The sequence below is a fragment of the Geodermatophilus sp. SYSU D00079 genome (assembly GCF_054050635.1).
This window is the reverse complement of record NZ_JBJGZS010000021.1, coordinates 19,681-38,965: the sequence shown is the minus strand read 5'-3', so window position 1 is coordinate 38,965 and position 19,285 is coordinate 19,681. Positions and strand designations below refer to the sequence as shown.

The window sequence follows — 19,285 nt, the reverse complement described above, 5'->3', positions numbered from 1 at the left end:
TGCGTGGGCCGTCGGCGGGCCGGGCCCAGCCTCGGCCCGGGAGCGGCCGCGCCGACACCTCCCTCCGTCGTCGTCCCGACGGTGCCGGAGGTCCCTGCTCCCCCGCGACGCTGGCCCGGAGCCCGTCGGCACCCCTCCCACGGGCCGGGGTGGCCGGGCATGCTGGCAGCCGGCGGTCGGGGGACGGCGGTCGAGGAGGGGTCGGCATGGCACGACGCCGGTCGGCGGGCCCGGGCCCGCGGCGGCGCGCCGCCGGCGTGCGGGCCGCGCCATGACCTCCCGCGTCCTGCCCGCCGGCGAGGCGGCGGTCCGGCCGCCGCACACCGACCGGCGGCCGGTCCAGCGGCACCCGGTGGACCTGGTGCGGGTGGTCCTCGGGCTGGCGGTGCTGGGCCTGGGTCTGCTCGTCGCCCAGCGCGGCCGGCTGCCGGTCTTCGAGCGCAACCTGTTCCAGGTCGTCAACGACCTGCCCCCGGAGGTCTTCCCGGTCGTCTGGGTGGTCATGCAGCTGGGCAACGTCGTCGCCGTCCCGGTGGTCGCCACCGTCGCCGCGCTGACCCGCCGGGTGCGGATGGCGCGGGACATGCTGGTCTCCGGCGTGCTGGCCTACCTGGCCGCGGACCTGGTGAAGAGCGTGGTGCAACGCGAGCGCCCCAGCGGGTTCCCGCTCGACGCGTACTTCCCCGAGGGCCCGGTCGGTGGCCTGGGGTTCGTCTCCGGCCACTCGGCGGTCGCCGCGGCGCTGGCCACCGCCGTCGTGCCGTACCTGCCCCGGCGGGCCCGCCGCACGGCCTGGGCGCTGGCCTGGTCCGTCGCCCTGGCCCGCGTCTACGTCGGCGCCCACCTGCCCCTCGACGTCGTCGGTGGGCTCGGCGTGGGCTGGGCGATCGGCTCGCTGGTGCACTGGCTGCTCGGCGTCCCGCGGCTGGAGGTGCCGCCCGAGCGGGTGGCGCGCTGGCTGGCGCACTACGGGCTGCCGGTGACCGACGTGCGGCCGGCTGCCGTGCAGGCCCGCAGCTCGATCCCCTTCGAGGCCGTCGACGAGCGGGGCCGCCGGCTGTACGTGAAGTGGCTGGAGCCCGACCGCCGGGAGCGGGACTGGCTGTACCGGCTGTGGCGGCTGCTGGCGGTCCGCGACGTGAAGGACGCCGACGCCGTCGCCCCCCTGGGCCAGCAGGCCGAGCACGAGGCGGTGGCGGCGATGATCGCCCGCGAGCGCGGGGTCCACGTGCCGCGGGTGCTGCTCGCCCGCGGCAAGGACCGCGGCGCCGTCGTCGTCCAGGAGTTCCTGACCGGCCGCGGGCTCGACCGGCTGCCGCCCGGGGAGCTGACGCCGGGCCTGCTGACCGACGTGTGGGGGCAGGTGGCGCTGCTGCGGGCCGCCCGGGTCGCCCACCACGACCTCGGGACGGCCAGCGTCCTGGTCGACGCCGACGGCCGGCCCTGGGTGGTCGACTTCGGCAACGCGCTCACCGGCGCCTCCGACGACGCCATGGCCGGGGACGTCGCCGAGCTGCTGGCCTCCCTCGCGCTGCGCGCGGACCCGGCGGTCGTGGTCGACGCCGCCGTCGCCGTGCTGGGGCCCGACGCCGTCGCCGCGGCGCTGCCGCAGCTCACCCCCATGAGCCTCACGTCGGTGACCCGCGGTGCGGTGCGGGAGGACCGCGCCCGGCTGGAGGCGCTGCGCCGTGCGCTCCGGGAGCGGCTGGGGCTGCCCGACCCCGACCGGCCGGAGTTCGGCCCCCCCGGCCCCGCCGCCCGCCTGGCCGTGGCGGCCGGCGCCGGGCTGGTCCTCGTCGGGGTGCCGCTGTTGGCGGGGGCGACGGAGTTCCTCGACGTCCTGGAGGACGGCGGCTGGCGCTGGCTGGGTGCCGCGCTGGCCCTCGCCGTCCTGGCCCGTGCGGCCAGGGCTGCGGCCGCCCTGATGACCGTGGAGCGGCGGCTGGCGCTCGGCCGGACCTACGCCGCCTCCCTGGTGGCGGAGACGGCGTCCCTGCTGCACGGGGGCGAGGGCTGGCGCCGGTCGGCGGCCCGGTTCCTCGAACGGGCCGGGGTGCTGCCCGCCGACGCCCGGCGCTCGACCGACCGGTACCTGCTCGGCGCGGTCGTCGCCGCGGTGGTCGTCGCCTGCGGGACGCTGGTCATGGCCGGGGTGGAGGGGCAGCTCGGCGACTGGGACGCCCCCGAGGCCCTGGTGCCGGCGGTCGCGCTCGGCCTGGCCGCCTGGGCGCTGGTGCTCGCCGGCCAGTGGCTGGCGCGCCGGCACGACCCCACGCCGGGCCCGCGGCGGCTGCCCGCGCTGCTGGCCACGCTGGCCCGGGTGCCGGGCGGCGTCCCCTGGCGGTGGGGCGCCCAGTTCGGCTGGTCGAGCGCCGGGGTCGTGCTGGAGGCCGGGGCGCTGGCCGCGGCCATGCACGCGGCCGGGGGGTCGGTGCCGCTGCTGACCACCGCCAGCGTCTACGCGGCCCTGCACCTGCTCTGGACGGTGCTGCCGGTGACCGGCGCGCCCGGTGCCGCCGAGGTCGCGCTGCTGCTGGCGCTCACTGCCCTGGGCGCCCCCCTGGCCAGCGCCTGCGCGGCCGCCCTGGCGTTCCGGGTGCTGACCTCCTGGCTGCCGGCGGGGCTGGGCGCGCTGCTGACCGCTCGCCTCGAGCACCGCTTCGGCGCGTGACCGCGGCCGGTGCCCCGTACCGCCGTCGGCCGGCGGACGCCGGGCTGGCGCTGACGGGCGCCGCGGTGGCGGCGCTGTGCTCGTGGGCGGTCGCCTCGGGTGAGGTCGGCCCCGGCGAGCGGGCGGTCTTCGCCTGGGTCAACACCTGGCCCGGCACCTGGGAACGACCGCTGTGGGCGGTGCAGCTGCTCGGCGTCATCGGGGTGCCGCTGCTGGTCGCCGTCCCGGCGCTGCTGCTGCGGCGGTGGCGGCTGGCGCTGGGGCTGGTCCTGCTGGTGCCGCTCAAGCTGCTGGTGCACGGCGAGCTGGTGAAGGGGCTGGTGCAGCGGGAGCGGCCGGGGTCGGTCATCCCCGGCGCGGTGCTGCGCGACGTGCCGTCGGCCGGCGTGGCCTACCCGTCCGGCCACGCGGTGGTCGCGGCGGGGGTCGTCGTCCTGCTGGCCCCCTACGTGCGGCGGCGGTGGCGGGTCGCGCTCGTCGTCCTCGCCGCGCTGGTCTGCGTCTCCCGGGTGTACCTGGGCGCGCACGCGCCGCTGGACGTCGTCGGCGGCGCCGCCCTCGGGGTGGCGGTCGGCGCCGGGCTGGACGTGCTGCTCGGGGTGCCGGGGACACGGCTCAGCGCGACGCCGTCGCGGGCTGCTCCGGGTGCACCACCATGACCGGGACGCGCGCGTGCACCACGCAGTGCAGCGCCACCGAGCCCAGGACCATGCCCTGCAGCCGGCTGCGGCTGAGGGAGCCCACCACCAGCAGCGCCGCCCCCTCCGCGCGGCCGACCAGCACGTCGGCGGGGGCGCCCTCCTCGACGTCGACGGCGACCTCCGGCGCGGTGCCCTCCGGCCGGTCGCCCAGCACGCGGCCCACGACCTCGTGCGCCCGGGCCAGCGCCTGGTCGCGGGTCAGGCCCGCCGGTGCGGCGGTCACCGCGTACAGGTCGCTCCAGTACTCGGGTGTCCGGTAGGCCGCCACGGCCTCCAGGCGCACGCCGAGCCCGGCGGCCTCCTCGGCCGCGCGGAGCAGGGCGCGGTGGGCGACGCGCGTGTCGTCGAGCCCCACGACCACACGGGGTTGCGGCGGCGCGGGGACGGGGTGGACGACGACCACGGGGCAGCGGGCGTGGGCGGTGCAGTGCAGCGCGACCGAGCCCAGCAGGGTGCTGGCGACCGCGCCGCGACCCCGGCTGCCGACGACGAGCAGGTCCGCGCCCTCGGACCGCTGGACCAGGTGGGCGGCGGGGGCGCCGGCAGCCACGACGACCTCCACCGGGACGTCGGTCCCGCCCACCACCTCCGCCCGCACCTCGGCGACCAGCGCCCGCGCGCGCTCGGCGGTGTCGGCGCGGACGGCCTCGACCCGGCCGGGGTCGACCAGCTGCGGATCGGCCCAGGAGAGCTCCACCGGGAACGCGGACAACACCTCGAGGTGGGCGCCGGTGCGCGTGGCCGTCCCCGTCGCCCACACCAGCGCGCCGCGGGCGCCCGGCGAGCCGTCCACGCCCACGACGACGCGGTGGCCTCCGGGAGTGGGTCCGGTCGGGTCCATGCCGATGCCCTCCTGCCCAGCGGCCCCGCCGGACGGCGGACGGGGCGGCGTCCACCCTGGCCCACGCACCCACCGGTGTCAGCGGGCCGAGCGTCCCGGCCGGTCAGGACGTTGGTCGCGGCGCCGGCGCCCCGCCGGCCCTGGGCCGGCGGCCGTCCCCCGCCCTAGCGTCGGGCCGGTCGTACCGGCGGCGAGGAGGACCCGTGCAGACACCAGACGTCATGGCCCCGGTCGTCGCGGGCGTCGACGGGTCGGCGGGCGCGGCCCGCGCGACGGTTCTCGCGGTCGAGGAGGCCCGCCTGCGCGACGCTCCGCTGCTGCTGCTGACCGCGCTGTCCTGGCCGGTCTCGGGCCGGCCCGTGCCGCCCCTCGGGGACGTCGACCTGCCCGGGCTCGTGCAGACCGGCGCGGAGAGGACCCTGCGCGCGGCGGCCGCCGAGGCCGAGGCCGCGCTCGGCGCCGGGCGGGTGCGCTGGCAGGTCGACGACCGCGACCCGGTCGAGGCGCTGCGGGCCGCCGGTGCGGGCGCCCAGCTGGTCGTCGTCGGCGCCCGCGGCGCCGGCGGCGTCGCGGGCCTCCTGCTGGGCTCGACCGCCACCGGCCTGGCGCTGGACGCCCCCTGCCCGGTCGTCGTCCTGCCCGACGAGACGGCGGTGCGGGTGACCGGACGGCGGTCGGTCGTCGCCGGCGTGGAGGGTCGGCCCGGTGACGAGGAGGTGCTCGCCTTCGCCTTCGCCGCGGCCGCCGCCCGGGGCACCGACCTGGTGGCCGTGCACGCGTGGCGGGAGGCCGCGCTGGAGCCCTCGCTGCAGTCGCTGGGACCGCTGGTCGACTGGGCGGGCGTCGCCGCCGACGAGCAGCGGGTGCTCGCCGAGGCCCTCGCGGGGTGGCGGGAGCGGCAGCCGGGGGTCGAGGTGCGGGAGGTCGTGGTCCGGGAGCGGACGGCGGCCGGGCTGGTCGCCGCCGGCCTGACCGCGCAGCTGCTCGTCGTCGGCCACCGCCGCCGGCGGCTGGCCCGGCTGGGCTCGACGACGCACGCGGTCCTGCACCGCGCAGGCTGCCCGGTGGCCGTCGTCCCCGTGGCGGCCCGGTGACCGCCGCCGCGCACCGCGGCCGTCCGGGCGTGGGCCGACGGGACGACTGGCCGCCCTGGTCGGGACGTAGGTCCCTCTGCCCGGGCGGCCCGCCCACCGCAGAGTCGGGGCAGGGTCCCTCGAACCACCGGCGGGGCCCGTCCACCCCCTCCGCGCGCCGCGCGACCAGGAGGTCCCCGTGCCGTCCCCCGCCCCGGACCACGTGGTCGAGGACCTCGACGACCCCGAGTGCAGATCGCTGCTGACGACCGTCCGCATCGGCCGCCTCGGCTACACCCGGGACGCCCTCCCCGCGATCGCGCCGGTCCCCTTCTGCGTGCACCGCGACCAGGTGGTCATCCCGTCCCGCTCGTGCAGCCACCTGGTGCCGGGGGTCAGCGGCACGGTGGTCGCCTTCCAGGTCGACGCGCTGGACCCCGACACCTGCACCGGGTGGACGGTGACCGTCGTCGGCCCGTCCCGCTCGGTGACCGACCCGGCCGAGATCGCGGCGCTGGACCGGCTGCCGTGGCCGCGCCGGGAGGTGTGGCCCGACCGCTGCTACATCAGCGTCGCCATCGGCCTGGTCGCCGGCTGGCGCGCCGGCCCGCGACCCGACGTCCCCGTGCCCGCACCGCTGGGCGACGGCGAGCCCGCGGCGGCCGCGCGGCGGCGCAGCGCCTTCCCCTGACCCCGGCGGTCGTGGCAGTCTCGGAACTGCCGAGGGAATGGGGCCGCTCATGCCGCCTGAGCCGGGTGTGGACGCCGCACCGCCCGTGCGCGCGTCCCCGCTGGCCGGCATGCGGCTGACCGAGCTGCTCGACGAGGTGCAGGACCGTCTGGCCACGGTGGCCCGCACCCAGACCCGGGTGCAGCACCTGCTCGACGCGTTCCTCAGCGTGTCCACCGGGCTGGACCTCGAGTCCACCCTGAAGCGCATCGTGGAGGCCGCCGTCGACCTGGTCGACGCCCGCTACGGTGCCCTCGGCGTCCTGTCCTCCGGCGGCGGGCTGGCCGCGTTCGTCCACGTCGGCATCGACGACGAGCTCGCGGCCCGGATGGGCTCGCTGCCCCAGGGCAAGGGCGTCCTCGGGCAGCTCATCACCGAGCCGCGCCCACTGCGCATCCCCGACCTGAGCCGGCACGCCGCCTCCGTGGGGTTCCCGCCGCACCACCCCGAGATGCGGTCCTTCCTCGGCGTGCCCGTGCTCGTGCGCGGCGAGGTGTTCGGCAACCTCTACATGACCGAGAAGCGCCACGGCGAGTTCACCGCCGAGGACGAGGCCGTGCTGACCGCCCTGGCCGGCGCCGCCGGCATCGCCATCGACAACGCCCGGCTGTACGAGGAGGGCGAGTCGCGCCGGCAGTGGACCGCCGCGGTGTCCGACGTCCGCGCCTGCCTGCTCGGCACCGGTTCCGCGGAGGACGCCCTGGCGCTGGTCGTCGAGCGGGTTACCGAGCTGACCGGGGCCGACGCCACGTGGCTGCTGGTGGGCCCGGACCGCGACGACGGCTGCTACGTGATCCGCGCGCAGTGCGGCGACGGGCTGCATCCCGCCACCGGCGTCCGGCTCGCCCCGGGCGACAACCCGGTGCTCGACGCGGTCACCGGGGCCGACGCCGTGGTCAGCGTCGACAGCAGCGGGCTGGACTGGGCCGGGCCGCACCCGCAGGTCGCCTGGGGCCCGTGCACCGGCGTCCGGCTGCGGGGCAGCGCCACCGAGGACGCCGTCCTCATCGCCGCCCGGCGGGCCGGCGCACCCCCGTTCCCCGCTGCCCTCGAGCCGCTGGTGCGCACCTTCGCCGAGCAGACCGCGGTCGCCCTCGACATGGCCGCCCGCCAGCGGCTGGCCCGCCAGCTCGACGTCTACGCCGACCGCGACCGCATCGCGCAGGACCTGCACGACCACGTCATCCAGCGGGTGTTCGCCGCCGGCCTGAGCCTGCAGTCGGTGCTCCCCCGCGTGTCCGACCCGGAGACCCAGCGGCGGATCCGGCAGGTCGTGCACCAGCTGGACGAGACCGTCCGCGACATTCGGACCACCATCTTCGACCTGCACACCACCAGCGACGGCGACCAGCCGGCCAGCCTGCGCCGGCGGCTGCTCGACATCGTCACCGAGACCGCGGGCCGCGACCTGCACCCCACCGTCCGGATGTCCGGCGCCGTCGACAGCCTGGTGAGCGGCGACCTCGCCGCCGACCTGGAGGCCGTCACCCGCGAGGCGGTGAGCAACGCGGCGCGGCACTCCGGCGCCGACCACGTCACCGTCACCCTCGACGTGGCCGAGGAGGTCGTGCTCGAGGTCGTCGACGACGGCCGCGGCATCCCCCCGCGGGCCGCGCGCAGCGGGCTGCGCAACCTGGAGGACCGCGCGCGGCGCCGCGGCGGCGCGGCCACTGTCGAGCCGCTGGCCGAGGGCGGGACCCGGCTGCGCTGGTGGGCTCCGCTGCGCTGACGCCGGCTGCTCAGGCCCCCGTCCGCGCCGCGCTGCCGGTGCCGCTGCCGCGCAGCTCGGTCGCGAGGACGGCGGCCTGCGTGCGGCGCTCCAGGCCCAGCTTGGCCAGCAGGTGGGAGACGTAGTTCTTGACCGTCTTCTCCGCCAGGAACATGCGCTCGCCGATCTGCCGGTTGGTCAGCCCCTCCCCGATCAGCTCCAGGACCGTGCGCTCCTGGTCGCTGAGCTTGGCCAGCGGGCCGGCCGGCTCGGCCACCCGGCGCAGCCGCTCCAGCACCGCCGTGGTCGCCGTGGGGTCGAGCAGCGACCCGCCCTCGGCCACGGCGCGGATGCCGGCCACCAGGTCCTGGCCGAGGATCTGCTTGAGCAGGTAGCCCGAGGCCCCGGCCATGATCGCCTCGAACAGCGCCTCGTCGTCGCTGTAGCTGGTCAGCATCACCACCCGCAGCTCGGGCATCCGCGACCGCAGCTCCCGGCAGACCGAGACGCCGTCCCCGTCGGGCAGCCGGACGTCGAGGACGGCGACGTCGGGGCGCAGCGCGGGGACCCGCGCCAGCGCCTCGGTGGCGTTCTTCGCCTCCCCGACGACGGTGATGTCCGGGTCGCTCTCCAGGACGTCGGCCACCCCCCGCCGGACCACCTCGTGGTCGTCGAGGAGGAAGACCCGGATCTGGCGTCGCTGCCGACCGTCGTCCACCGGACCCACCGTCCGTTCCGCGCCTGGCCCCCCGTGGGGCCGCTCCGGCACAGGCTAGGGCGCAGATCGGCCTCCGCACGCAGAGTCGAAGGTCCCTCGTGACGTGCGCACCGATCGGGTGACCCCGCCGGCCGGCAGCGCCGGGCCGGGCCACCGGCCTCCCCGCGCGTCAGCCGAGGGCCAGCACCCGGATCAGCAGCCGCGCGGCGTCCCCGCCCTCGGCGACGGCGACGTCCAGGGCACCGGGCACGTCGAGGTCGTCGAGCAGCCGGTCGGTGACCTCCCGGCCGGCCGTGGACGACGCTGAGGGCCGGCCGGCGGCGGAGAACAACGCGTCCAGCCGCGCCTGCGCCCCCTCCAGCAGCGACGGCTCGTACTCCCACGGCTGCGACCACGGCCGGTCCAGCACCAGCAGGCGCAGCGCCGGGCCGGTGGTGACCCGCAGCAGGTCGGCGACCAGCGTGAGGTTCCCGGTCGACTTGGCCATCTTGGCGCCGCCCTGCGACACCGCCCCGACGTGCAGCTGCGCCCGCGCGAACGGCCCGACCCCGGAGGCGGCCTCGGCCATCGCGGTCTGGTGGGCGTGGTGCGGGAAGGCGAGGTCCGCCCCACCCACGAGGACGTCGACGCCGTGGCCGAGGGTCGCCGTCGCCATGGCCGCGCACTCCGCGTGCCAGCCGGGCCGCCCCCAGCCCCACGGGCTGGGCCACGCCGGGTCGCGGTCCCCGGAGGGCCGCCACACCGGCACGTCCAGCGGGTCCTCGCGCAGCGGGTCGTCGGGGGCGTCGCCGAACTCGGCGGCCAGCTCCCGGGCGCGCGCGGCGTCCAGGCCGGCGCGGTCGGCGACGTCCCCGGCGCGGAAGAAGACGTGCCCCTCGCGGACGTAGGCCCGGTCGGCCCGCAGCAGCGCCGCGGCCAGCTGCTGCACGTGCGGGATGTGGTGGCGGGCACGCGGCGCGTGGGTCGGCGGCCGGACGCCGAGGGCCCGCATGTCCTGCTCGAAGGCGAACTCCTGGCTGAGCGCGAACTCGTCGTAGTGCCGGCCGCGGGCGTCGGCGGCGCGGGTGAGCACGTCGTCGACGTCGGTGACGTTGCGGCTGGCCACCACGTCGGCGCCGGCCATCCGCAGCACCGCCCCGAGCACGTCGGCCCACACGAACGTCGCCGCGTGCCCGAGGTGGGTCACGTCGTAGGGGGTGATGCCGCAGACGTAGACCCGCGCCGGGCTGGTCACGGGCAGCGGCCGCCCGGCCAGGCGCAGGTCACCGGTGCGGACGTCGACCGGCTCGTCGATCCGGCCGGCGACGCCGACGACACCGGAGGAGCTCAGGGGTGGGTGGGCCATGCCGCCATCCTGCCCGCCCTCCCCGGGAGGCGTGCGCAGCAGCCCGGACGCGGGAACTGGCCGTCGGCGGCGGCCGCACCTGTGCGACGGTTCTGCGCATGGTCGCCGTCCTCTCCATCCAGTCGCACGTCGCCTACGGGCACGTGGGCAACGCCTCGGCCGTGTTCCCCCTGCAGCGCCTCGGCATCGAGGTGTGGCCGGTGCACACGGTGCAGTTCTCCAACCACACCGGCTACGGCGAGTGGCGCGGCCGCGTCTTCGACGGCCCGGCGATCGAGGAGGTCGTGCAGGGCATCAGCGAGCGCGGCGTGCTCGGCAGCTGCGACGCGGTGCTCTCCGGCTACCTCGGCTCGGCCGACATCGGCCACGCCGTCGTGCAGACCGTGCAGCGGGTCCGCGCGGCCAACCCCGCGGCGGTCTACTGCTGCGACCCGGTCATCGGCGACGTCGGCCGGGGGGTGTTCGTCCGCCCCGGCATCCCCGAGTTCATGCGCGAGGTCGCCGTCCCCGTGGCCGACATCGTGACGCCGAACCACTACGAGCTCGACGCGCTGTCCGGCCGCACCACCCGCACGCTGGCCGAGGTGACCGAGGCGGTGGCCGCCGTCCAGGCGCTGGGGCCCCGGGTGGTCCTGACGACGTCCCTGGTCACCGACGACACCCCGGACGACGCCGTCGACCTGCTGGCCTCCGAGGGCGGCCGGCACTTCCGGGTGCGCACCCCGCGGCTGGACGTCGCGGTGAACGGCGCCGGCGACGCGATCGCGGCGCTGTTCCTCGCGCACTGGCTCGACACCCGGGACGCCGGGCAGGCGCTGGGCCGGGCGGCGGCGTCGGTGTACGGGCTGCTCAAGCGCACCGAGGACGCCGGGTCGCGGGAGATCCTGCTGGTCGCCGCGCAGGAGGAGTTCGTGGCACCCTCCCGCACGTTCGACGTCGACGAGGTCTGAAGGAGGCCCCCGTCCTCCCGCCCGGCCCGCCCGGCCCGGGCCCCGGGACGGGCCGGACAGGAGGAGTCACCGTGGACCCGCAGCCCGCCCCCTGGCCCCCGGACACCCGGTCCGCGACCGTGGACCTCGCCGGCGACCCCGTGCACTTCCTGGACACCGGCGGCACGGACGGCGCCCTGCCCGTGCTGTGCGTGCACGGCCTGGGCTCCTCCGCGCTGGGCTTCGCGCTGCTCGGGCCCCTGCTGGCCCGCGACCGCCGGGTGGTCGCCGTCGACCTGCTGGGCCACGGCCGCTCCGCGGCCGGCTCCGCGGCGGGCAACCGGCGGCTGATCGGGCGGTTCGTCGAGCAGGTGGTCGGCGCACCGGTCGTCCTGGTGGCCCAGTCGATGGGCGGCGTCCTCGCGGTGCTGCACGCGGCCGAGGCCCCCGAGACGGTGGACCGGCTGGTGCTGATCGGGCCACCGGTGCCCCGCCCGACCCGGCTGCCGCTGGACCCGGTGCTCGCCGCCCGGCGGGCGTTCCTGCGCCTCCCGCCGGTCGAGCGCGCCGTCGCCGCCCGGCTGCGCCGGATGACGCCGGAGGAGGTGGTCGCCCAGCAGGTGCGCCAGGCCACGCCGCACGGCGACCGGCTCCCGCCCGACCTGGTCCGCGCCGTGGTGGCCGAGACCCGGGAGCGGGCCGGCCGGCCGGACGCCGCGGCGGCGCAGGCCGTCCAGTGGCGGGGCATCACCGACACGATGGCCCTGCTCATGCGGCCCCGGCGGTTCCGCGAGACCGTCGCCCGCGTCGCCGCCCCCACGCTCTACCTGCAGGGTGAGGACGACCCGCTGGCGCCGGTCGCCTCCGCCCGCGCCCTCGCGGCCACCCGGCCGGACTGGCGCCTGGAGGTGCTGCCCGGGGTCGGGCACCTGCCGCACCTGGAGGACGCGGCGGGCACGGCGGAGCGCATCCTCCGGTGGCTGGCGGACCGGCAGGCGGGGGACGTGGCGCGGCCCTAGCGGCACCTTGTGCGGCGGCCGGACGCCGTTGCCCGGCGTCCGGCCGACGGGCTCACTCGGAGGCGGCCGCGGCGGTGTCGCCCTCGCCCTGCTGCCGGCTGGGCGGGCCGATCCACACCGTCTTGGCGTTGGTGAACTCGTACATGCCCACCTCGGTCAGCTCACGGCCGTAGCCGCTCTGCTTGACCCCGCCGAAGGGCAGCTCCGGGTAGCTGGTCACCATCCCGTTGACGAACGCCATGCCGGACTGGACGTCGCGGATGAACCGCATCCGCTCGTCCTGGTCCTCGCTCCACAGGTTGGCGCCCAGCCCGTACACGTGGTCGTTGGCGATCCGGATCGCCTCGTCGAGGTCGGCGACGGGATAGAGGGCCGCGACGGGGCCGAAGACCTCCTCCGAGTGCATCGCCATCTCGGGGGTGACGCCCGTGACGAGGGTGGGTTCGTAGAACCATCCGGGGCGGTCCACCCGCTTCCCGCCGACGACGACGGTCGCGCCCTTGTCGACGGCGTCCTGCACGTAGCGCTCGACGTCGGCCAGCCCGTCCTCGGTGGCCAGCGGGCCCACCTTCGTGCCCTCGTCCATCGGGTCGCCCACCGTCAGGGCCGCCATCTTCTCGGCGAACAGGCGGGTGAACTCCTCGGCGACGTCGGCGTGGACGAAGAAGCGCTTGGCCGCGATGCAGCTCTGCCCGTTGTTCTGGCAGCGCGCGGTGACCGCGACCTCGGCCGCCTTGTCCAGGTCCGCCGAGGGCATGACGATGAAGGGGTCGCTGCCGCCGAGCTCGAGCACCGTCTTCTTCAGCGCGTCACCGGCGATCGCGGCCACCGACTGCCCGGCCGGCCCGCTGCCGGTGAGGGTCGCGGCGACCACCCGGTCGTCCCGGATCACCCGCTCGACGGTCCGCGAGCCGATCAGCAGGGTCTGGAACACGTCGGCCGGGAAGCCGGCCTTGCGGAACAGCTCCTCCATGTACAGCGCGGTCTGCGGCACGTTGCTGGCGTGCTTGAGCAGGCCGACGTTGCCGGCCATGAGCGCCGGTGCGGCGAAGCGCATCGCCTGCCACAGCGGGAAGTTCCACGGCATGATCGCCAGCACCACGCCCAGCGGCTGGTGGACGACGTAGGCCTCCTCGGCCCCGACCGCCGCCGCGTCGGCGGGCTGGGGCTGCAGGTAGGCCTCACCGTGCTCGGCGTAGTAGCGCAGGGCCTTGACGCACTTGCCGACCTCGGCCTTGGCCGAGGCCAGCGTCTTGCCCATCTCGGTGGTCATGAGCTCGGCGACCGCGTCGGTGTCGGCCTCGAGCACGTCGGCCGCGCTGCGCAGCCAGCCGGCGCGCTGTCCCGGCGCGGTCAGCCGGTACCCGGCGAAGGCGGCGGCGGCGCGGGCGAGCTTGTCCTCCAGCGCCTCGTCGGACAGCGGCTCGTAGGTCTTGAGCGTCTCGCCGGTGGCCGGGTTGATGGTGGCGATGGCCATGGGGTCCTCCCGTCGGGGTGCTGCGGGTGCGGGCGTCTCCCGGAGGTCAGGTCTTGCTCTTGCCCTGGGCGCTGGAGTGCTCGTGCCGGTCGTCCCCGTGCGCGACGTGCCGCGTCTGCTTGGAGGCGCCCGTGGTCGCGCCGGCCTCGCTCGGTGACATCCCCTCCTTCTTCGCCTGGCGGGCGGCCGCCTGCTGCTCCTGCTGGTTGGGCTTCTTCGACATGCCGGTCCGGTTCCCCGATCGGCCCGGGCGCACACGCGTGGAGCGCCGGAGCGGGAGGCGGAGGCCGTGCGGGAGGTGCGGCCGCCGGACCGTCAGGTGCGGGACGTGCGGCAGGCGCAGCGCGACCCGCCCGTGCGGCAGGTGCGGGAGGTGCGGCAGGCGCAGCGCGACCCGCCCGCGCGGCAGGTGCGGCAGGTGGACCCGCTCGGCGCCGCGCGTGAGGCCCGCGTGCAGGCGGGCCGCCGCCAGCTGCTGCCACGTCGGCTCCGGGGGCGGCGCCGCGGCCCGGGCGGCGCGGCGGTCCCGTTCCCAGCGGGCGGTGTTGCCCCGGGCCAGCACGATGACCAACCCGGTGACGAGCGCGAAGCCGACGACGCTGACGATGACCCACTCCATGACGGCCCCTCTCCTGGAGCCGCCGCGCAGCCCGGCCTCCCGGCGTCCGCGGCGTTGCACCGGACGATCCCCCTCCGGGGTTTCCGGAACAAGTGGGTCCGTCACGGCACCCGTCAGCCGAGGGGGAACTGCAGCACCGCCTGCAGGGGTGGCGCGGCCCGGCGGCGCCCGGCGAGGTCGGCGAGCAGCCGCGGTCCCTCCTCGAACGGGACGACGTCGGTGACCAGGTGGGTGCGGACGTCGTCCCCGCGGGCCCGCAGCAGGTCGAGGGTGACCTCCGCCAGCGCCGCCCGGGGCCAGGCGGCGGCCATCCCGCGGGGCACCCGCCCGATCTGCGCGCAGACGACGGCCAGGCCGTTGTGGTGGAACTCCTCGCCGAGCCGCACCGCCTCGGCCCCGGCCTGGTAGAAGCCCAGGTCGACGACGGTGCCCTGCGGGCGCAGCGCCTTGAGCGCCGTGGCCAGCGCGGCGTCGTGGCCGCGGCACTGGAGGACGACGTCGGCGCCGGCGTCCCCGGGACCGTGCCGCCACCGCTGCTTGACCGCCCGCCAGGCCGTCCCGTCCGCGTCGTCCAGCACGGTCAGCCCCAGCGCCGCGGCGACGGCGCGGCGGGCGGCGGAGGGCTCCGCGACGACGACCTCCGCGGCCCCGTGCCGGGCCGCCAGCAGGGCGGTCAGCAGGCCGATGACCCCGGCGCCGGTCACCAGCACGCAGCGGTCGCGCACGCCGGCGTCGACCCCGGCCGCGGGGCCGGCCAGGTCGGCGGCGGCGTGCAGCAGGCCGTTGACGCAGATCGGCCCCATCTGGGCGAGGTACACGCCGAGGACCGGGTCCAGGTCGTCGGGCACCGGCAGGACGGGCACGCGGGCCGGGTCGGCGCACCGGCCGGTGCGGTGCCCGTACGCCATGGCGACGAGGGCCCCCTCGACCAGGGCCGGCGTGCGGCTCTCGGTCACCCGGCCGACCTCCATGTAGCCGAGGGAGCGCACCGGGTAGGGCGCGGGCTCCCGGTCGGGGTCGAAGACCCGCAGCTCCGGGTCCCAGTGCAGCCGGTGCTGCGGATCGGTGCCGCGGACCAGGGCCACCTCGGTCCCCGCGCTGACCCCGCTCCACTCGGTGCGCACCCACGCCTGCTCCGGTCCGGGCTCCGGCTCGACGTCGTCGATCAGCTCCGGCCGTCCCGGCGCCACCACGCCGATCGACCGGATCGGCCGCTCCCCCATGCCGTCCCCCTCAGCAGTCCGGGCGGACCGGCACGCCGGTGCGCGCGGCCTCGTCCGCGGCGCAGGCCAGCGCGTGCGTCCGCAGCGCCTCGGCGTAGGGCACCGCGACCCGCTCGGCCCGGCCCAGCAGCACGTCGAGGAACTGCCGGTCCTCGACGGCGACCGGGTCGACGTCGGTGCGGTGCACCTCCTCGCCGTCGGAGGTGACCACCCGCAGCTCGTGGTCGTCCAGGCTGCGCTCGCACAGCTCCACCACGCGCCCCTCGGCGACCACCTGCAGGCCCACCGCGTGCCGCCGGGCGAGGACCCGGGTGGAGGCGATGCTGCCCACCGCTCCCGAGGCGAAGGCCAGCACCGCGACCGCGGCGGTGGGCACCTCGCCGTCGGCCCCGGCGGGCCGCTCGGCGGCGGCGACCGACACCACCTCGCCGGCCAGCAACCGCGCCAGGTCGAACAGGTGCGTGGTCTGCTCGACCACCTGCCCGCCCGAGCCGTCGCGGCGGGACCACCAGGGCGCCGCGGGGGTCCGGTCCAGCCACGAGCCGGTCACCAGCGCCGCCGTGTCCGGCGGCAGCAGCTCCGCCGCGCGGGCGACGACGTCCAGGTGCCGCCAGTGGTAGCCGACGGCGGTGGTGAGGCCGGCCTCCTCCACCTGCCGGGCGACGGCACGGGCGGTGTCCAGGTCGAGGGCCAGCGGCTTCTCCACGAAGAAGGGCAGGCCCCGGTCGGCGGCCGCCGTCTCCAGCGGGCCGTGGGCGAACGGGGGCACGCACAGCCACACGGCGTCGAGGTCCTCGGTCGCCAGCAGCGTCGCGCCGTCGTCGTGGCAGCGGGCCCCGACGCGCGCGGCCGCCACCTCGGCCCGCTCCCGCACCGGGTCGGCGACGGCGACGACCTCGACGTCGTCGAACCCGGACAGCGCGGCCAGGTGCCGGCCGGCGATGAAGCCGGTGCCCACCACCCCCACCCGCAGCCGGCTCACCGCCGCACCCCGCGCAGCGTCGCCTCGTAGACCGCGGCGGTGTCCGCGGCCATCCGCTCCCGCGTGAAGCCGGCCAGGTAGCGGCACCGGCCGGCGGCGCCCTGCCGGCGGCGCAGGCCGGGATCGGCGAGCAGCCGGGCGAGCGCGGCACCGAGCGCGGCCGGGTCCCCGGGCCGGACGAGTGCCCCGGTGCGCCCGTCCACGACGACCTCCTCGCTGCCGATCACCCGGGTGGCCACGACCGGCAGGCCGGCCTCCATCGCCTCCAGCGCCACCAGCGGCATCCCCTCGTGCCGCGACGGCAGCACGAAGACGTCGGCGGCGTCCAGCAGCTGCCGCGCGTCGGTCCGGTGGCCGGCGAACCGGACGGCGCCGGCCACGCCCAGTGCCGCCGCCCGCTTCTCCAGCGCCTGCCGCAGCGGCCCGTCGCCGACCAGGACGACGGCGAGGTCCGGGAACGCGGCCAGCAGCCCGGGCACCGCGTCGACCAGGTGCCACTGGCCCTTCATGTGGGTCAGCCGGCCCAGCGTCATGACGACCGGCTGCCGCGGGTCCAGGCCGAGGGCGGCACGGGCGGCGTCCCGGCCGAGCCGGGCGTGCAGCGGCGCGACGCCGTTGGGCACGGTGGTGAACCGCTCCGGCGGGACGCCGATCCGGTGGTAGGTGCGGCGCAGCCCCTCCGAGACGGCGATCAGCCGGTCGACCTCCTCGATGGCGTGCCGGTAGGCGCGCCGCTTGCGGGGGTGCGCGACCAGGTAGGGCAAGTGCTGGGTCTGCAGGACCGCCCGGCAGCCGGCGCGGCGGGCCAGCCGGACGCCGTCCCAGTTCTCCGCCCCGGTGCCGACGTGGCAGTGGAAGACGTCGGCCGGGTGCTCGGCGAGGAACCCGGTGACCACCTCGGCGAAGGCGGGGTGGCGGGGCGAGGGCAGTTCGACGGTGCGGGCGCCCAGCGCGGCGGCCCGGTCCAGCAGCCGCCGCCCCCCGACGGTCGGCCGCATCATCAGTGCGAGCTCGGCGGTCCCGGCGTACTCGGCGAGCAGGTCCACCATGTGCGCGCCCATGCCCGAGGGGTCGGTGGAGGGCGTGTAGAGGCAGATCGATCGACGTCCGGGCACCGTTGCCCTCCACCGCTGTCAGGGCTCCGCTGGCAGCGGCCCGGGGTGGAGGAAGGTAGCGGCCCACCGCGTCGCGGGACAGATGGTGCCCCACCGGGATCTGCGTCCGGGCGTGTCGGGGGCAGGGCGCACCCCGCCGCGGGTCGCCGTCCCGGCCGGCGGTCGGGCCGCCGGCCGGGACGTCGGCGTCACTCCGGCATGCGCAGGACCGGCTTGACGACCGCGCCGCTGTAGGAGGCCTCGACGGCGTCCTCGATGCGCTCGAGCGGGAAGTACTCGACCAGCCGCTCGAACGGGAACCGGCCCTGGGCGTGCAGGTCCATGAGCGCGGCGATCAGCTGCTGGCCGTGCCCGCTGCCGCCGAGCGTGCCGCGGATCGTCTTGCCCCACAGGGTGGTCATGTGGTCGGCGCTGAACTCCGCCCCGGCCGGCGCGCCGCCGATGAGCAGCGCCGTGCCGAGCATGCCGACCGAGTCGATGGCCTGGCGGATGACGGGGAGGGCGCCGGTGCAGTCGAGGGCGGCGTCGGCCGGGCCGCCGCAGATGTCGGTCACCGCCTGCACCGCGTCGGTGTCGGTGGCGTCGACGACGTGGGTGGCGCCGAGGTCGGTGGCCAGCCGCAGCCGGGAGGCGTGCCGGTCGACGGCGATGATCGTCGTCGCCGCGGAGTTGCGGGCCGCCATCACCGCGGCCAGGCCGACGGTGCCCGCGCCGTAGACGACGATCGAGCTGCCCGGCTCGGGGCGCAGGGTGTTGAACACCGCCCCGGCGCCGGTGGCCAGGCCGCAGGCCAGCGGGCCCATGAGCTCCACCGGCAGCCCGTCGGGGACGGGCACCAGCGAGGAGGCGGTGGTCATCGAGTACGTGGCGAACGAGGACTGGCCGAAGAAGTGGCTGGCCAGCGGACCGCCGTCCCGGGTGCGCAGCGCGGAGGTGCCGCCCAGCCGGGAGCCGCCGCCGACCAGCTCGCCCGTGCGCAGGCAGTAGCGCGGCTGCCCGGCCAGGCAGTTGCGGCAGTCGCCGCAGTACGGCCAGCCGAGCACGACCGCCTGCCCCTCGCGGACGCCGGTGACGCCCTCGCCCACCGCCACGACCGTGCCGGCGCCCTCGTGGCCGAGCACCCCGGGCAGGGGGAAGGGCAGGTCGCCGTCGCGGGCGATGCCGTCGGTGTGGCAGAAGCCGGTGGCCGCCACCTTCACCAGCACGTCGCCGGGGCCGGGCTCGTCGATCTCGACGTCCCGGATGACGAACGGTCCGTGCAGCTCCTCGACGACGGCAGCGGTGATCTCCACGCGGGTTCCTCTCAGCAGGGGGTCGGTTCAGCGGACCTCGTCGGCGCCGGGCGCCGGTGTCGCCACCGGCCACCCGCCGCCGGCGGACTGGGTGAGCACCCGGGAGATGCCGCGCGCGGCAGCCCGGACGCCGGGGGTGACCGCACGGACGGCGGCCGGGGAGTCGCCGGGCACCACGACCGACAGCGCCGCCACGACGCCGTCCGGGCCCACGATGGGGGCGGCCACCGACACCGCGTCCGCCGTGACCTGCCGGTCGCTGACCGCCAGGCCGGTGCGCCGCACCTCGGCGAGCACCCGCCGCAGCTGGCGCGGGTCGGTGATGGTGTGCGGGGTGTAGCGCCGCAGCGGGGCGGTCAGCACCCGCTCCTGGACCTCCAGGGGCGCGTGGGCGAGCAGGACGAGGCCGACCCCGGTGGGCGGCAGCGCGAAGCGGCCGCCGACCTGGGTGAGCACCGTGACCGCGTCGCGGGCGGCGAAGCGCTCCACGAAGAGCACCTCCACGTCCTCGCGCACCGCCAGCTGCACGTTCTGGTGGGTGACCTCGTAGAGGTCCTCCATGAACGGCAGCGCGGCCTCCCGCAGCCCGAGGCCGCGCGGGGCCAGCGCGCCGAGCTCGAACAGCCGCAACCCCACCCGGAAGCGGCCGTCGGCGTCCCGCTCGAGGCCGCCCCAACGGCGCAGCTCGGCCACCAGCCGGTGCGCCGTGGACAGCGGCACGTCCACGATGCGGGCGATCTCGGACAGGGTGAGCGCCGGTCGCTCGCGGGTGAACGCGTCGAGGACGGCGAGCAGCTTGCCGCCCGACGTCCGTGCCGGAGCCGGGGCCCCGGCGACGGCGC

The 19,285-nt window shown here is 77.4% G+C and carries 17 protein-coding genes; 7 read left to right on the top strand and 10 right to left on the bottom strand.

What is annotated here, in order from left to right; translation table 11 throughout:
• Positions 1-271 precede the first annotated feature (271 nt).
• Complete coding sequence (locus ACI79E_RS16330) at positions 272-2,671, top strand: phosphatase PAP2 family protein (RefSeq protein ID WP_456933619.1); 2,400 nt, start codon at positions 272-274, stop codon at positions 2,669-2,671.
• Positions 2,668-3,330, top strand: coding sequence for a phosphatase PAP2 family protein (locus ACI79E_RS16325; protein WP_456933618.1), 663 nt, complete (start codon positions 2,668-2,670; stop codon positions 3,328-3,330). The genes ACI79E_RS16330 and ACI79E_RS16325 overlap by 4 nt, the downstream gene beginning before the upstream one ends.
• Here the strand turns inward: ACI79E_RS16325 and ACI79E_RS16320 are convergent.
• Complete coding sequence (locus ACI79E_RS16320; protein WP_456933617.1) at positions 3,287-4,213, bottom strand: universal stress protein; 927 nt, start codon at positions 4,211-4,213, stop codon at positions 3,287-3,289. The genes ACI79E_RS16325 and ACI79E_RS16320 overlap by 44 nt on opposite strands.
• Before the next feature lie 203 nt (positions 4,214-4,416).
• Between ACI79E_RS16320 and ACI79E_RS16315 the strand changes: the two genes are divergently transcribed.
• The 3 genes from ACI79E_RS16315 (at position 4,417) to ACI79E_RS16305 (ending at position 7,745) form a co-directional block, all read left to right on the top strand.
• Positions 4,417-5,307, top strand: a complete 891-nt coding sequence (locus tag ACI79E_RS16315; RefSeq protein ID WP_456933616.1) for a universal stress protein — start codon at positions 4,417-4,419, stop codon at positions 5,305-5,307.
• Positions 5,308-5,485: 178 nt separating this feature from the next.
• A complete protein-coding gene (locus tag ACI79E_RS16310) occupies positions 5,486-5,977 on the top strand; it encodes a pyridoxamine 5'-phosphate oxidase family protein (RefSeq protein ID WP_456933615.1) in 492 nt (163 codons plus the stop codon).
• 85 nt (positions 5,978-6,062) lie between these two features.
• Entirely contained in the window at positions 6,063-7,745 is a 1,683-nt protein-coding gene (locus tag ACI79E_RS16305) for a GAF domain-containing protein (protein WP_456933614.1), read from the top strand.
• Between the two features lie 10 nt (positions 7,746-7,755).
• On the opposite strand, the gene ACI79E_RS16300 is transcribed toward ACI79E_RS16305, so the two are convergent.
• Both ACI79E_RS16300 and ACI79E_RS16295 read right to left on the bottom strand, forming a co-directional pair.
• Positions 7,756-8,442 (bottom strand): response regulator, encoded by a 687-nt coding sequence (locus tag ACI79E_RS16300; RefSeq protein ID WP_456933613.1) that lies wholly within the window; start codon positions 8,440-8,442, stop codon positions 7,756-7,758.
• A gap of 169 nt (positions 8,443-8,611) precedes the next feature.
• Entirely contained in the window at positions 8,612-9,787 is a 1,176-nt protein-coding gene (locus ACI79E_RS16295) for a cysteine--tRNA ligase (RefSeq protein ID WP_456933612.1), read from the bottom strand.
• A gap of 98 nt (positions 9,788-9,885) precedes the next feature.
• On the opposite strand from ACI79E_RS16295, the gene pdxY reads away from it, so the two are divergent.
• Together pdxY and ACI79E_RS16285 are read left to right on the top strand one after the other, a co-directional pair.
• Positions 9,886-10,737 (top strand): pyridoxal kinase PdxY, encoded by an 852-nt coding sequence (pdxY, locus tag ACI79E_RS16290; RefSeq protein WP_456933611.1) that lies wholly within the window; start codon positions 9,886-9,888, stop codon positions 10,735-10,737.
• 71 nt (positions 10,738-10,808) lie between these two features.
• Positions 10,809-11,735, top strand: coding sequence for an alpha/beta fold hydrolase (locus ACI79E_RS16285; protein WP_456933610.1), 927 nt, complete (start codon positions 10,809-10,811; stop codon positions 11,733-11,735).
• Between the two features lie 52 nt (positions 11,736-11,787).
• Here ACI79E_RS16285 and ACI79E_RS16280 read toward each other — a convergent pair whose 3' ends face one another.
• The 7 genes from ACI79E_RS16280 to ACI79E_RS16250 form a co-directional block, all read right to left on the bottom strand.
• Positions 11,788-13,212, bottom strand: coding sequence for an NADP-dependent succinic semialdehyde dehydrogenase (locus ACI79E_RS16280; RefSeq protein ID WP_456933609.1), 1,425 nt, complete (start codon positions 13,210-13,212; stop codon positions 11,788-11,790).
• A 46-nt stretch (positions 13,213-13,258) separates the two neighbouring features.
• Complete coding sequence (locus tag ACI79E_RS16275; RefSeq protein ID WP_456933608.1) at positions 13,259-13,831, bottom strand: hypothetical protein; 573 nt, start codon at positions 13,829-13,831, stop codon at positions 13,259-13,261.
• A gap of 113 nt (positions 13,832-13,944) precedes the next feature.
• Positions 13,945-15,054, bottom strand: a complete 1,110-nt coding sequence (locus tag ACI79E_RS16270) for a zinc-dependent alcohol dehydrogenase (protein ID WP_456933607.1) — start codon at positions 15,052-15,054, stop codon at positions 13,945-13,947.
• A gap of 10 nt (positions 15,055-15,064) precedes the next feature.
• Positions 15,065-16,036 carry a Gfo/Idh/MocA family protein gene (locus ACI79E_RS16265; RefSeq protein WP_456933606.1) on the bottom strand — a complete coding sequence of 324 codons (972 nt, stop codon included), beginning with the start codon at positions 16,034-16,036 and terminating at the stop codon, positions 15,065-15,067.
• A complete protein-coding gene (locus tag ACI79E_RS16260; RefSeq protein ID WP_456933605.1) occupies positions 16,033-17,151 on the bottom strand; it encodes a glycosyltransferase family 4 protein in 1,119 nt (372 codons plus the stop codon). Before ACI79E_RS16260 ends, ACI79E_RS16265 begins: the two co-directional genes overlap by 4 nt.
• A 188-nt stretch (positions 17,152-17,339) precedes the next feature.
• Positions 17,340-18,443 (bottom strand): NAD(P)-dependent alcohol dehydrogenase, encoded by a 1,104-nt coding sequence (locus ACI79E_RS16255; RefSeq protein WP_456933604.1) that lies wholly within the window; start codon positions 18,441-18,443, stop codon positions 17,340-17,342.
• Between the two features lie 27 nt (positions 18,444-18,470).
• Positions 18,471-19,238 (bottom strand): IclR family transcriptional regulator, encoded by a 768-nt coding sequence (locus ACI79E_RS16250; RefSeq protein WP_456933657.1) that lies wholly within the window; start codon positions 19,236-19,238, stop codon positions 18,471-18,473.
• Between the last annotated feature and the right edge of the window lie 47 nt (positions 19,239-19,285).